The organism is Gloeotrichia echinulata CP02, assembly GCA_038087035.1.
GTDB lineage: Bacteria > Cyanobacteriota > Cyanobacteriia > Cyanobacteriales > Nostocaceae > Gloeotrichia > Gloeotrichia echinulata.
This window is the reverse complement of record CP051187.1, coordinates 5,122,599-5,136,792: the sequence shown is the minus strand read 5'-3', so window position 1 is coordinate 5,136,792 and position 14,194 is coordinate 5,122,599. Positions and strand designations below refer to the sequence as shown.

The window sequence follows — 14,194 nt, the reverse complement described above, 5'->3', positions numbered from 1 at the left end:
ATTGTTTAAGCTTTTTCCTCCAAGGGGAAAAACTCCCTAGTTGATCTGGAAAATGACCAAGCAATACCGTCGGGGTCGCGACTGCGACTCCATTCAGCAAAGTCAGGATCGTTTCGGCGTTTATATACTGTACTGGAATAAACATTTAGCCGTTTGGCAAGTTCCGATTGGATCAGCGAGCCAAACACTAACTGTTGTGCCAGTGGTTTTTTTACTTCTTCATGGGTTGCTGGTGGTAATGATTCGGTATCAGCTTCTTCCGGCTGCAGTTCTGGTGGCGGTGGTGCCAGCAGAACTGCAGCAGTGTAGCTAACTGCTGCTGCTTCTTTTGGAAGTTCTTTAACCGGCTCACTACTATCAAGAATGCCGCCCAGAATAGTGGCATTAATAAAGTAATAAACCGGATTACCATCCTCAGAGTTGATAATACTAGCACCAAATTCGCTGGCTTTAGTATCTAAGTAGCGTTTTGCGGCCGATCCAGGAAAATTGCCCTTCATTGCCAAATCCATTGGCGTAATTCTGCCCTGGTTATCCTCAACCAGTTGATGGAAAATCGGATTAACTTTCTGACACCATTGTTTCCATTGATACAACTGCCAAAGGTTGATACAAATGAATAGCACAATTAGCGCCAGCAGAATTTTCCAGGTGGCAACTAGGAAAATAATTAAAAACGAGAGTGGCAAAAGTATAACGAGAAAAGCCTTGCCGTTACTTTCTGTTGGTTTTTCACTCATGCTGATTGCTGCCAAGTGAATTTTTGCTAAATAATATTTATCTTGGCAAAAATTGTGACATTTTTTTGTATACTTTGGCAAAATTGTGGCAAAAATCTCGGCAAAAACCATACACATTATGCATTGTCAGCCCTAAAACCTCTAAATCACCAGCAATTGGGGGGGGATGACAATACTGCGTAGGATTTGCAGGGGAGGCAGGGGAGGCAGGGGAAGCAGGGGAAGCAGGGGAAGCAGGGGAGGCAGGGGAAGCAGGGGAGGCAAAACTCAACGCCAGCCTCCATTTCTACCCCGGCTCCAAGAGCTTGCCTCAACCAAGAAATTCCAAAACCTACGCAGTATTGGGGGGGATGAGGAAAAAATTTTTTGCAGGGATAGCCGCTACCATGCTCCCGTTGAAACGTCAAGTAATGTCTGGATTTGTCCAGATTTTATGTAGCAGTGGAAATATTCTTTAATGTCAGCGTAGATAGTCCCGTAAACGCCTATGCTAGCGATTGGGTAAAGCCAAAGGAAAAAAGGACAAAACCAGATGAGTAACATTGTAGATACTGCCATTGAGGCGATTGTTGCCCGTGAAATTCTCGATTCTCGCGGCAGACCGACTGTTGAAGCGGAAGTGCATTTGCTCAATGGTGCTGTGGGATTGGCACAGGTTCCCAGTGGAGCCTCTACAGGCTCCTTTGAGGCGCACGAACTGCGGGATGGAGATAAAAGCCGTTATGGGGGTAAAGGTGTCCTCAAGGCGGTGCTAAATGTCAATGAAGTAATTGCGCCGAAGTTATTAGACCTGGATGCTCTCAATCAGGAATTGCTAGACCGCACACTGATTTCGTTGGATGGTTCTGCCAACAAATCCAATTTGGGTGCTAATGCAATTTTAGCGGTTTCTCTAGCAGCAGCCAAAGCTGGTGCTGAGTCTCTGGGAATTCCCCTATATCGCTATTTGGGTAGTCCTTTAGCGAATTTGTTGCCGGTCCCGTTGATGAACGTGATTAATGGCGGTGCCCACGCAGCTAATAATGTCGATTTTCAAGAGTTTATGATTGTCCCTGTCGGCGCAACTTCTTTCCGGGAAGCATTGCGTTGGGGTGCAGAGGTATTTGCCACTCTCAGCCAGGTATTGGATGAAAAGGGTTTGCTGACTGGTGTCGGCGATGAAGGCGGTTTTGCCCCTAACCTAGAGTCGAATCAGGTGGCTTTAGAATTGCTAGTGGCGGCGATTAAGAAGGCTGGATACAAGCCAGGGGAACAAGTCGCTTTAGCTTTGGATGTAGCGGCTAGTGAATTTTACAAGGACGGCCAATACGTCTACGATGGTAAGCCTCACGCCCCTACGGAGTTTATTGATTACCTAGGGCAATTAGTTGACCAATACCCGATTGTGTCAATTGAGGATGGCTTACACGAAGAAGATTGGCAAAGCTGGCAATTGCTCACCGAGAAGCTAGGTTCCAGGGTACAGTTGGTAGGGGATGATTTATTTGTTACTAACTCTACACGCTTGCAAAAAGGCATTGAGCAAAAAGCAGGTAACGCGATTTTGATTAAACTCAATCAAATTGGTTCTTTAACCGAAACCTTAGAAACAATTGACTTAGCGACCCGCAACGGTTTCCGCTCAGTGATTAGTCATCGTTCTGGAGAAACCGAAGACACAACCATCGCCGATTTAGCTGTCGCTACCCGCGCAGGTCAAATCAAGACAGGTTCTCTGTGTCGCAGTGAACGGGTAGCTAAATACAATCGCTTACTGCGAATTGAGGATGAACTAGGTTCACGGGCCCTGTATGCTGGTGCTGTGGGTTTAGGTCCGAAGTAGAGTCTGGGGACTGGGGACACAACGACCGGCTCAGTGCATCGCTGGGGACTGGGGACTGGGGACACAACGACCGGCTCAGTGCATCGCTGGGGACTGGGGACTGGGGACACAACGACCGGCTCAGTGCATCGCTGGGGACTGGGGACACAACGACCGGCTCAGTGCATCGCTGGGGACACTTCGGCAAGCTCAGTGCATCGCTGGGGACTGAGGAAGATGGGGAGAATAATAACTCCTAACTCCTAACTCATTACTCCTAACTCATTACTCATTACTCATTACTCATTACTCCCAATCCCCAATCCCTGGTAACAGAGCGGAGCCGAAGTGCAATCCCCAATTATGGATAAAATCCCAACTTAGGTAAGCCCAAGGTTTCATCCCAGCCCATCATGATGTTTAAACACTGAATTGCTTGACCGGCTTGTCCTTTAATTAGGTCGTCAATTGCTGACATCACAATCACGCGACCAGTACGGGGGTCAACCTCTAAACCGAGGTAACAAATATTGCTACCACTTGCCCATTTAGTTTGGGGGTAAATACCGCTATCACAAACTTTTACCCAAGGAGAGTTGCGGTAGAAGGCTGAGAAAATTGTAATTAAGTCATCGCGCACGAGTCCGGGATCGCGCAGTGTGGCGTATACGGTTGCCAAAATTCCGCGCGCCATTGGGATGAAGTGGGGTGTAAATTGGATTTTGAGTTCGTGTCCAGTTATATCGCTACAAATTTGCTCAATTTCCGGTGTATGGCGGTGTCGTGTGACACTATAAGGTGTGAGGGAGTTGTCTACCTCAGCTAGTAATAAGTTGATTTTACCTTGTCTTGCGCCGCCTGAAGTTCCAGATTTGGCATCGATAATGGCGGTTTCTGGGACGATTAACCCTTGCTTGAGGAGTGGTAATAATGCTAGAAGGCTGGCGGTGGGATAGCATCCAGGACAGCCTACAAGTTGAGTTTCGGCGATGCGATCGCGGTAAAGTTCGGGTAGTCCATATACTGCTGTGGCTGCTGTGGCGCGATCGCTTCTTTCACCCCCATACCAAGTGGTATAAGTTGCGAGATTACTGAACCGATAATCGGCACTCAGATCGAGTATTTTACATCCTTTTTCTAAAAGTTGTGGTGCAATTTTGCAAGCTACACCATTTGCTAGGGAAAGAAACACCGCTTCACAGCGATGAGCAATGATTTCTGGGTCTATCACCTCTATTGGTAGCTTGACCACATCAGCTAGATGGGGATAAAGATCTGCAAAGGTTTTCCCCGCGCTGTTTTCACCGCCTAAATAAACTAGTTCGACTTCTGGATGATCCATCAGCAGTCGTATTAATTGTACTCCGCCATAGCCTGACGCGCCAACAATCCCAACTGGTACGCGTCTAAATTTTCCCATAATATGAAATCCTTATCTACTTTTTGGTTAATTCGTTCTTAGCTATCAAGATATCAGGCTATTAGCTGACTGCTGACGGCTTCTTACTATTTCACTATCGCTGCATTTTATAGTAATCTGTCCGTTTTAGCGTACCGGCAAAGTGAGACTGTAAAATCTTTCATCAATTAATAATACTCATAGTATTGTAAACTTAATTACTAGAGCTAACCTGAAGCGGAAAAAGATAATTCCTCTATACTAAATTGTTGGTCTTTAAGGAATTGATCAATTCGACTAGCTGCTAAATCACAGTAGTCTTGGCGAATTTCAAAACCAATTACCTGGCGTTGTAAAGCTAAAGCTACAATTGCCGTAGTACCTGAACCCATAAATGGGTCAAGCACAATTTCGTTTTGATGTGATGAGGCCTTGATTATCCTCTGGATAACTGCGATGGGAAACTGGGCTGGGTGTGGCGTGCGTTCTTTTGAGGCTCGGTTTTTACCAGAGGTAACTTTGGGAAACTCCCAAACATCGGTAGGATTTTTACCGAGAGCATTAACTTTTATCTTCCCATTTTTTTTCTGATTAGGATACTTAACATTTGGATCACGAATGTCATCAAGATTAAAGGTATATTCCTCAGAATTTTTGACATACCAAAGAAACTTTTCATTTCGAGGCGAAAAAAATTTGCTACCCGCCACACCCGCACCATAGTTCCACACAATTTCTTGAATTAAATAAAAAGGAACTCGATTCCAGAGCAAATAGGAAATAGGTATCGCCTTGGCACGGTTTTTAATTGACAAATATCCTAAGTTCAGCCAAAAAGCTCCGTTGTCTGAGGTAATACGATAAACCTCTGCGATCCATTTTTCACACCAAGCTAAATATTCATCCAGCGGTAATGGATTTTCGTATTCTTTGCCGATATTATACGGTGGACTGGTAACAGTTAAATTTATGCCTGCATCTGGCAACTTTTCCATGGCCGCTAAACAATCAAGGTGATAAATCAAGCAGTTGGGTGATTGGAAATATGGTTTACCTAAAAATGTAACTATATGTGTCAAATCCATAAAATACATCTATCTCCAATTTATTCATGGAGTTTAGCTTACAATGAGGTAATAGGTTCGAGGGCAAGATAAGTTGTTCCACATAAAATTTGCATATTTCATCGTGCTTACCTTGATGTTAACTGTTGACTGTCAACAGTCATCAGTCTTCGACCAGCTCCTTCCCTATTCCCTGGATTGCTCTACAGATTTTCAATGAAATGGATTGACATTTGAATATTTATAAGGTAGTGTCTTTTCACAGTTGAGCAAGAATCTGGATTTTTCGGAAAAATCAAGCAGATAACCAGCAAGTATCAAGCAAATAGGATACGATTAAACAGAAGTTGATAAAAATTTATTTTTGGTAATTGGAAATTCTCTGTGTTAAAGCCTAACAATAGTCAGCAGCTGCATTTTACACCCCCCAACACTGGAGATGAGATGACTGCGTTAGCACCTCAAGTTGAGGAAAATACTAACGGCGCAGGCTCCTCAACCCAAGGCTTTGTCTTTGATTCGATTGATTCTGCTTTAGCAGACTTAAAGGCTGGCCGTGTCATTGTCGTGGTAGATGACGAAAATCGCGAAAATGAAGGCGACTTAATTGGTGCAGCCCAATTTGCGACTCCCGACATGATAAATTTTATGGCGGTGGAAGCCAGAGGGCTGATTTGTTTATCAATGACAGGCGATCGCCTGGATGAGCTAGATTTACCCTTGATGGTGGTCAACATTACAGACCCCAACCAGACTGCTTTCACCGTTAGTATTGACGCAGGTCCTGAATTGGGCGTCAGCACGGGTATCTCAGCAGAAGACCGCGCCCGGACTATCCAAATTACGCTCAACCCAGCAACCAAACCCACAGATTTACGCCGTCCTGGCCATATTTTCCCATTGCGAGCGAAGGCTGGGGGCGTACTCAAACGGGCGGGACATACGGAAGCAGCGGTTGATTTATCGCGACTAGCGGGACTATATCCAGCAGGGGTGATTTGTGAAATTCAAAACTCCGATGGTTCGATGGCACGGTTGTCCCAGTTATTTGAGTATGCTAGACATCACGATCTCAAAATTATTAGTATTGCCGACTTAATCAGTTACCGCCTCCAACATGATCGCCTAGTTTATCGCGAAGTCGTTACTAACCTGCCTAGTGAGTTCGGTCAGTTTCAGATTTACGGATATCGCCACACACTAGATAATACCGAACACGTAGCCATTGTTAAAGGCGACCTAGCCACCTTCAAAGACGAGCCAGTCATGGTGCGGATGCATTCAGAATGCTTGACTGGTGATGGTTTGGGGTCTTTGCGTTGCGATTGTCGAATGCAGCTAGAAGCCGCATTGAAAATGATTGAAAATGCAGGGCAAGGTGTAGTTGTATACCTAAGACAAGAAGGAAGGGGCATTGGCTTAATTAATAAGCTCAAAGCCTACTCGTTGCAGGATATGGGACTGGATACAGTAGAAGCAAATGAGCGCTTGGGATTTCCCGCCGACCTGCGAGATTATGGGATGGGGGCACAAATCCTCATGGACTTGGGGATTAAAAATATCCGCCTGATTACCAATAATCCCCGGAAAATTGCGGGCGTTAAGGGCTATGGTTTGGAAGTAGTCGATCGCGTGCCATTGTTGATTGAGTCCAACGACTACAATTCCTATTATCTAGCGACCAAGGCCAAAAAGCTGGGTCATATGCTGTTACAAACTTATTTGGTAACAGTGGCGATTCATTGGGAAGACGACCCACAATTAATCACAAAACGCTATGAACGCTTAGAGAAACTGCGGCATTTTGCCAAGAGTCATGATTTATTATTACAAGAAGAATCGCGACCGTTAGCGATCGCCCTCTTCGATCAGCCGTCTTTAACCGTACACCTGGGCTTTGATCAACCAAAAGTTGCTGCTTGTGATTGGTATAAACAAGACGGTCATCCTTACTTGCAAGCTGTATTCCAAACACTTGACAAACTGGCAACTTTGCCTTACGTGCAAAAACTAGAATTTCTGATTTCCACTGGTTCCGATCCCTTAAGTAATTTACAAGTACAGTTAGATCGCCAGATGTTTTCTGGTGATATCCTCCCTTCAACAATTAGCGATCGCCTCGAGACTCAGCACATTTATAGCTTTAGCAAGTAGGGACTGGGGACACTTCGACAAGCTCAGTGCATCGCTGGGGATTGGGGATTGGGGATTGGGGATTGGGGATTGGGGATTGGGGACTGGGGACTGGGGATGGATAGAAGTTCAAGTTTTGGCTTCGGAACTGAGAACTTCAGGTTCGGAACTCGAAACTTCGGGTTCGGAACTCGAAACTTCGGGTTTGGAACTGGAAACTTCAGGTTTGGAACTCGAAACTTCACTTTCTGTTGATTAACCCCCAATCCCCTTTCCCCAATCCCTTTCCCCAGGGCTATTTCATTCTAAATCTGTCCATTATAAGGAATTGGGCGAGATGCGGTAATTATTGCTAAGTTTCTAGGACTAATTTTCGACCTGAATCCTTATAATTTTATTAAACAACACGCCTGATAGTTCTAATATTATTAAAGAAAGAAGAATTACCACACTGAGTAAAACTAGTGGAGGTACCAATCACAACCCAACCTGTTGGAATAGGAGATGATGGACAAATACTTAATGAACTATTAAGAGGTAAGCCTTGAGCAAGCGTAATACGTGTAATATTATTAGAGAAAGAAGAACTACCACACTGAGTAAAACTAGTAGAGATACCAGTTACAACAAAACCTGTTGGAATAGCAGATGAAGCACAAATACTTAATGAAGTACTAGGAGGTAAGCCTTGAGCAAGCGTGATAGTTCTAATATTATTAGAGAAAGAAGAACTACCACACTGAGTAAAACTAGTGTTAGTAATGAAGGAATGTCACAAAAATTTAGGAGATAAGAAAGTAGCGAAAAATTATTTAACATCCTCATCCCCCTCATGAGAACCATTTCAAGCGTGCTATTCGAGTCCTAACGCTTTCTTTTCAACACAATTCCAAATCCTGCAGCGGTCAACGAGCCTAAAATCGTCAAAGGTTCAGGCACAGGTTTAGGAGTAAAGTTCTCAGAATTGGGTCTGTATCTGCCGTTTGAGTCTATCTGACCAGGAGGAAGCGCACCTAAAAATCCATTAGTTTGGCCAGATAAAACTTGGAAACCCTTAGGGACAAGAGTTGATGGTGGATCTTGAGCCAAAATCCCCACATTTGCAATAGCCTGCTCTCTAGTGCTTCCTTCTAATATGTAGAATCCACCGTATTCTGGATTATACGGGAAGTAAACGAAGTCAGCGTTTTTTGGAGAATTTAATGTCGGGTCAATATTTGATGTTGAATTATAAGCAATTAAAAAGTCTCCCGATTTGGAAGATGTTCCATTTATGTCGGCAGAGACATTTAGGTTGATAAAAGTTGTACCATCTAGATTATCTCTATATGTAGGAAAGCTGCCAAATGCAATACTTCCATTAGTGATTGTTAAAGTTCCCGCATTAAAAACAGCTGTGGAAAATTGCTCATTATCAATTGTATTTCCAGAAAAAGAAAGTTCATTGTTAAAAGGTGTACGGACAGGTTGACCATAGTTAAACTGCGAAGTTCCTAATCCATTACATACATCAGTATCAGTACAAACAGGATCTGTAGAAGTAAAAATTCCGTTCAAGGAAACAGAGGCTTGAGCGGAAGAGGACGTACTACCAATAATAGATGCAGAAAGAATACTGGTAGTGAACGCCACTAGAGAAAGAGATTTACGAGAAATCATTGATTTCATTGTTTCTTCCTTTAAATATATTGTTTGTGACCAAAAGCCAAAAGCGGCTATGAGCAATTACAACAAATTGCCAATTTGGGTCAGGATACAAGCGCCCAATTAGGTTTTACATTACAAATGCTGCAAAACAGAAACCGCAGGCACCCTTCATTCAATCTCCCGCGTGTTTGTGGGGCATGAATGCTTAATTAAAAACTGTATTGACTAGGGAACAAAGTAAATAAACAATACTAAGTAATAAGTAAGTATTATTACCTTGTCTCTTAAAGAGTAATTTATTTACAGTTAAATAAAATACATTACTTGCGTAAATTCATCAAAACTTTAATTATATGACAAGAGAAAATTACTTGCATAAAACTAGATATTTGCGTTTAAGAATCTCGTGATTTTTTCAAGGATTCCTGTAAATAAATGTAAAGCAAGTAGAGGTTGAATAATTTGTCACTACTCCCCCATCCCCCTCAAATCAAGGAAATTCTACCTTTTTTCTGCTCGCCACCATAGACTTTTTTATCCCAGCTAGATTTTTTACATAATATTACTTATTTTATTGTATTAAATTATTATTGTATACTTAATAATCAATTAGCGATCGCTCTTCCGGTGGGGTCATCCCACAAAATCGCATTGCTCCCGTTTTTGTGCCAGTTTGTAGTACCAGTAAGTACTCCTTTTACCTCGCGCTTGGTAGCGTAAAACACAACATCCTGGCGGGGTGACTTCTCCGTACGCCTTAATTTGCTGAACTTGAAGCTGTAAAGTGGCGATGGCTTGTTGTAACAGTTCGGCTCTTGCCAGGATATCGTCAGTTTTGGTGGGCATGACCATCTATGTGGAACCAGGAGAATCCAAAGAACTAAAGATTTATGTGTTCTCGTAATAATTACGAGAACAACATTTTCTTTCTTTGACCCCCGATTTTCCCTTAACCGAGGAGTATTGCATGGCACAAGCTCAACGTTTATGTTCTTTTGGACTAGACACACTTAAGCAGCTTTTTAGAATGAAATAGCCGTGCCCTTTCCCCCAGTTCCTATGGTTTCTTGATGCTATTAATTCCTCTCACCTCACGAAAGGAATGCAGTAAATTAAAGAACTTATTAAAATCAAAACTTAGGGGATCGACTCTTTGTCCTGAACGGTCTACTGCGCGGTGGGTAGTAATTCGTTGATCTGGAACTTGACTTTGAGCGATTAACCAAGCTAGAGAAGAATATTGAGAACTCGTGTAGCCACTATGGCTTGTTTGGTGGTTATCTCCCCAACCGTCTGGCGGTGTTTCTAAAGAAACGTGATAGGCAAAATTATTCACCGAAGGCGGTAAATTAGGATTAGTTTTGACAGTTTCCTGGCCATAGGCGCCATCAAAAACCGAATTACCCGCACCAAAGGCGCGTTTATCTGGCGGAATGAGATAAACTACTGTACCGTCTTGCTTAATTAAGGTGTGGTAACTTGCTTGAATATTTTCATTATCATGGGGTGTTCTAAAAAAATTAATTGCACTAGAAGCAGAATTACTAGTTTCGTGAAGTACGATAATTGGTTGATTGTTTAGCGGTATACCATTAATATCTGTGGTATAACGTTCACCATAATTACTTGGATCTATGGGAGAAACTTCATATTGAGGTCTGTATTTTGCAAAAGCCGCAGTAGTTTTATATATTCCTACAGGCTGACTCTTCTTGACTGCGGATTTAGCAACATTTTGCGATTTGCTAGCTGGAGTTTTCTCCGATTGGAATTCTAACTTAGGATATTGATTCGAGCTGATCACCGCTGGATTCGATATCTTTATATTACCTTGTACTTGTGTTATTCGTCCGACATACAGCGCTAAAATTAGAGCGGCGAACATCAGAAAAATCAACATTATTCTAGTCGCCCAGTCACTAAATCTCATTTGTTGATACTTGTAAAACGATTAAGATTAATTTTAATCTCTTTATTTTACTGAAAAATAGGCTACTGGTATACGAGATTAAGCTAAGTCATTTTTACGCTTTCTATACACTCACGAGAAAATAGGAAGGTTTTCTCTTTGCAGAAAATTACCAACCAGGAAAGCCGAATGTTCGGGAAGATAAGCTAGTTAGTAGTTAGTAGGGTGCGTCAGTCCTAATACTGCTTAGGTTAAGCCCAATAAGCCCAAAAACCTTAACCCGCGTAGGTTGTGTTGAAGACGGAAACCCAACATTTGGGGGGCTTTGTTGGGTAACGCAAAGCCTCAACCCAAGCTACGATTTTCCTTAACCGAGTAAATTACTGGGTATTTCCAAGCATTCTCGCTTCTGACGCACCATAAAGATGAGATATTGTTTAATTTGTCAGTCCCTAAATATTAAACCTCCAACTTGACACCGCGAATCGAATAATCTAACAACTCCATCGGATGCATCACAGAAATTGTTTTACCATGCAATTGCAAATGTTTAGTAATCTGCAAAGTACAACCAGGATTAGCAGAAGCAATTAACTCAGCGCCAGTATTCAACAAATTCTGCACCTTTTGCTGACCCAATTCCTCAGCAACTTCTGGTTGCAACATATTATAAACACCCGCACTTCCACAACACAAAGCCGCATCGATTGGTTCTTTTAACTTCACACCAGGAATTAGGCGCAACAACTGACGGGGTTGAACACTAATCTTTTGTCCATGCAATAAATGACAAGCATCTTGATAAACTAAATTCAACGGTTTATTAGTCAAAGGTGAGAGTTTAGTGGTTAACCCCACATTTACCAAAAACTCTTGAGCATCTTTAACTTTCGCCGCAAATGCTTTAGCCTTATCGCGATATTCTGGGTCATCTGCTAAAATGTGACCATACTCTTTTAAAGTATGACCACAACCAGCAGCATTGATAATCACGAAATCTACATTAGTATGTTCAAAACTATCAATCATCTGCCTTGCTAAAGCTTTCGCCTGTGCTGTTTGTCCCTGATGTTCAGGAAGCGCCGCACAGCAACCTTGAGATTGAGGAATGACCACCTCACAACCATTCGCCGTTAACACCCGCACCGTCGCCTCATTAATCGGTGAGAAAAATAGGCGTTGTACACATCCCAAAATTACCCCAACTCGGTAACGCTTTTCACCCAATGCAGGAATTACACTAGGCAAATTATCTTTAAAAGATTGGAGGGTAATTTGTGGCAAAATAGATTCCATCGCTGCTAAACGGGGAGATATTTTATTCAGCAATCCCGTAGCGCGAATTAACTTAGGAAACCCCAACTTTTGATAAACCAACAAAGGTACAAGTAACATTCTTAAAAGGTCAGGATTAGGAAACAGAGAAAAAATCAATTTACGAACCAAAGTATCCGGTAAACTACGGGTATAATTGCGTTCAACTTGATGACGAGTCGCCGAAATCAACTTGTCATACTGCACACCAGAAGGACAAGTCGTCACACAAGCCAGACATCCCAAACAAGAATCAAAATGTTCTACACTTGCCGTATTTAGGGCAATTTCCCCCTCATTAATCGCATCCATTAAATAGATACGTCCCCTGGGTGAATCCATCTCCTTACCCAACACCCGATAACTCGGACAAGTCGCAAGACAAAACCCACAATGCACACAAGCATCAATCAACTTCGGGTTAGGTGGATGACTCCCATCAAAGCCCTTCAAATTCTTCAAACTTGCCGTATCATTAACAGAATCTTCAGAAACTTGCATAACTACCTCTTTTCCCCTCTCTATCTCTGAGTCCTCGGCGCCTCTGCGGTTAGTTTAAATTAAATCCCACCCACAAACCGACCAGGACTTAAAATATTCTTACCATCAAACTGTTGCTTAACTAAGCGCATCACCTGCAAAGCATTACCCCTATATCCCCAGACATCAAACTTTTGTTTTACAGCCACAGGCGCTACCAAAATAGATAAAAACCCGCCATTATTTTCACAGATATCGCGCAACTGCAAAACCTGACTTTGATTATCTAAGTGTAACAAACCCAAACCACTACCAATGTGAATTAAACCCATTTCCACCTGATTTAAAACTTCCGCAGCAGCACTTGGTAATATTCCAATTTTGCAAGTAATTGCCGACTCTTTAGGAGAAAAGTGTATTTGTTCTGGTAATCTCTGCCATAGGTTAACTTCATCTCCATCAGCATAGATTGACCCCTTTAAACCCAATTGTTGCCCAATTTGCAAAAGTTGGTGCGACTGTTCTTTAACACTCTCACTAATACTTTGAAACCGGGCAATTAATCCCATTTCTGTACCCAAACCCAAGCTAGACACCAATTTAGTTGATAATAAATCGGCTTGGGTTGGTGTTAACGCCGAACCGCGCAGAGTAGCCGCAGCTTGGGATACACCCGCAACCGCGCCAGTTAGCACCACCGTTGTTGATGCTTCTTGTAGCGGATAAACTCGAAATGTTACTTGACTAATAATACCTAATGTGCCATAGGAACCAGTAAACAACTTCATCAGGTCATATCCAGCAACATTTTTCACCACTCGTCCCCCAGCCTTGGCGATTTGTCCATCAGCACGCACAAAAGTAATCCCTAAAAGTTGGTCACGCACACCGCCATAACGTTGTCGCAGGGAACCTGTATCAGATGTGGCGACGATTCCACCAATGGTGGCTAAATTCGGTGCTGTGGGGTCAAGAGCGAGAAATTGGCGAGATTTGGCCAAAATTCCCAACAGGTCAGAGAACTTCATCCCGGCTTCAACCGTGACAGTCAAATCGCCAACAGCGTGTTCAATCAGTTGATTGATGTGTTCTGTACTAACTACCACATCAACACCTGCTGCTAAACCACCCCAGCTCAGTTTACTCCCACTACCACAGGGGAGGAGACGCCAGTTTTGACGGTGTGCTTCTGCAATTACCCTGGCTAATTGTTCCTGGGTGCGGGGATAGACAATACAGCTAGGAGGATTTGCAGAAGCTATCGCCCGTTGGATAGGCTCTTTGCGACTGAGTTCGGTATTTTCCCATAAGCTGACAGCATTTTCTTCAGCAAGGATAGATGCAAGACAAGAAGCGATCGCTTTCATCAGTTTATTTTTTACGCCCTATATCTAATTTAGTCTCCTTGTCTCCTTCCTTGTCGCCTTGTCCCCTTTACCTTTGCTAGGTAATAATGCGCTATGTAATAAATAGCACTCCTGCTTACGCAGAAAGATTTCAGTAATAACCACGAAGAAATAATATTATTTATGACTTAATCTAGCATCAGGGAAGTGTTATCTTGCAAATTACATCTATCAAAGGGTAGATTTTACAAGATTACAGCCATAAATTCTAGATTAAATTCATCAGGGTATCAATGTTACTAATCTCTCACAATTCTCAATCGTCTCAGTCTATTGTGATACAGTTCCTCTGGTCAAACAA

12 protein-coding genes are annotated in these 14,194 nt (G+C 42.7%); 4 read left to right on the top strand and 8 right to left on the bottom strand.

Annotation, left to right across the window (positions count from 1 at the left end):
- Window positions 1-5: 5 nt before the first annotated feature.
- Window positions 6-740: a hypothetical protein gene (locus HEQ19_22675; protein WYM01899.1), complete on the bottom strand. Its 735-nt coding sequence runs from the start codon at window positions 738-740 to the stop codon at window positions 6-8.
- A 532-nt stretch (window positions 741-1,272) separates the two neighbouring features.
- Between HEQ19_22675 and eno the strand changes: the two genes are divergently transcribed.
- The gene (eno, locus tag HEQ19_22670) at window positions 1,273-2,562 is read left to right on the top strand and encodes a phosphopyruvate hydratase (GenBank protein ID WYM01898.1); all 1,290 of its coding nucleotides are present in this window, start codon (window positions 1,273-1,275) and stop codon (window positions 2,560-2,562) included.
- Window positions 2,563-2,595: 33 nt separating this feature from the next.
- A complete protein-coding gene (locus HEQ19_22665) occupies window positions 2,596-2,808 on the top strand; it encodes a hypothetical protein (GenBank protein ID WYM01897.1) in 213 nt (70 codons plus the stop codon).
- 94 nt (window positions 2,809-2,902) lie between these two features.
- On the opposite strand, the gene argC is transcribed toward HEQ19_22665, so the two are convergent.
- A complete protein-coding gene (gene argC / locus HEQ19_22660) occupies window positions 2,903-3,961 on the bottom strand; it encodes an N-acetyl-gamma-glutamyl-phosphate reductase (GenBank protein WYM01896.1) in 1,059 nt (352 codons plus the stop codon).
- Between the two features lie 206 nt (window positions 3,962-4,167).
- Complete coding sequence (locus tag HEQ19_22655) at window positions 4,168-4,935, bottom strand: site-specific DNA-methyltransferase (protein WYM01895.2); 768 nt, start codon at window positions 4,933-4,935, stop codon at window positions 4,168-4,170.
- Window positions 4,936-5,448: 513 nt separating this feature from the next.
- Between HEQ19_22655 and ribBA the strand changes: the two genes are divergently transcribed.
- Both ribBA and HEQ19_22645 read left to right on the top strand, forming a co-directional pair.
- Window positions 5,449-7,158 (top strand): bifunctional 3,4-dihydroxy-2-butanone-4-phosphate synthase/GTP cyclohydrolase II, encoded by a 1,710-nt coding sequence (gene ribBA, locus HEQ19_22650; protein WYM03551.1) that lies wholly within the window; start codon window positions 5,449-5,451, stop codon window positions 7,156-7,158.
- On the top strand, window positions 7,091-7,396 hold the full coding sequence (locus tag HEQ19_22645; protein WYM01894.1) for a hypothetical protein: 306 nt from the start codon (window positions 7,091-7,093) through the stop codon (window positions 7,394-7,396). Before ribBA ends, HEQ19_22645 begins: the two co-directional genes overlap by 68 nt.
- 605 nt (window positions 7,397-8,001) lie before the next feature.
- Here the strand turns inward: HEQ19_22645 and HEQ19_22640 are convergent.
- The 5 genes from HEQ19_22640 to HEQ19_22620 all read right to left on the bottom strand — a co-directional run bounded on the left by HEQ19_22640 (window position 8,002) and on the right by HEQ19_22620 (window position 13,854).
- A complete protein-coding gene (locus HEQ19_22640) occupies window positions 8,002-8,805 on the bottom strand; it encodes a PEP-CTERM sorting domain-containing protein (protein WYM03550.2) in 804 nt (267 codons plus the stop codon).
- Window positions 8,806-9,417: 612 nt separating this feature from the next.
- Window positions 9,418-9,630 (bottom strand): hypothetical protein, encoded by a 213-nt coding sequence (locus HEQ19_22635; protein ID WYL98126.1) that lies wholly within the window; start codon window positions 9,628-9,630, stop codon window positions 9,418-9,420.
- A gap of 211 nt (window positions 9,631-9,841) precedes the next feature.
- Window positions 9,842-10,714, bottom strand: a complete 873-nt coding sequence (locus tag HEQ19_22630; GenBank protein WYM01893.1) for a peptidoglycan recognition family protein — start codon at window positions 10,712-10,714, stop codon at window positions 9,842-9,844.
- Between the two features lie 438 nt (window positions 10,715-11,152).
- Window positions 11,153-12,508, bottom strand: a complete 1,356-nt coding sequence (locus HEQ19_22625; GenBank protein ID WYM01892.1) for a (Fe-S)-binding protein — start codon at window positions 12,506-12,508, stop codon at window positions 11,153-11,155.
- Between the two features lie 59 nt (window positions 12,509-12,567).
- Window positions 12,568-13,854 (bottom strand): FAD-binding oxidoreductase, encoded by a 1,287-nt coding sequence (locus HEQ19_22620; protein ID WYM01891.1) that lies wholly within the window; start codon window positions 13,852-13,854, stop codon window positions 12,568-12,570.
- Window positions 13,855-14,194: the final 340 nt, after the last annotated feature.

Bases quoted from the DNA above. Each gene is read 5' to 3' on its own strand.
- HEQ19_22675 (WYM01899.1), bottom strand. From the start codon at position 740: ATGAGTGAAAAACCAACAGAAAGTAACGGCAAGGCTTTTCTCGTTATA.
- eno (WYM01898.1), top strand. From the start codon at position 1,273: ATGAGTAACATTGTAGATACTGCCATTGAGGCGATTGTTGCCCGTGAA.
- argC (WYM01896.1), bottom strand. From the start codon at position 3,961: ATGGGAAAATTTAGACGCGTACCAGTTGGGATTGTTGGCGCGTCAGGC.
- HEQ19_22655 (WYM01895.2), bottom strand. From the start codon at position 4,935: ATGGAAAAGTTGCCAGATGCAGGCATAAATTTAACTGTTACCAGTCCA.
- ribBA (WYM03551.1), top strand. From the start codon at position 5,449: ATGACTGCGTTAGCACCTCAAGTTGAGGAAAATACTAACGGCGCAGGC.
- HEQ19_22640 (WYM03550.2), bottom strand. From the start codon at position 8,805: ATGAAATCAATGATTTCTCGTAAATCTCTTTCTCTAGTGGCGTTCACT.
- HEQ19_22635 (WYL98126.1), bottom strand. From the start codon at position 9,630: ATGCCCACCAAAACTGACGATATCCTGGCAAGAGCCGAACTGTTACAA.
- HEQ19_22630 (WYM01893.1), bottom strand. From the start codon at position 10,714: ATGAGATTTAGTGACTGGGCGACTAGAATAATGTTGATTTTTCTGATG.
- HEQ19_22625 (WYM01892.1), bottom strand. From the start codon at position 12,508: ATGCAAGTTTCTGAAGATTCTGTTAATGATACGGCAAGTTTGAAGAAT.
- HEQ19_22620 (WYM01891.1), bottom strand. From the start codon at position 13,854: ATGAAAGCGATCGCTTCTTGTCTTGCATCTATCCTTGCTGAAGAAAAT.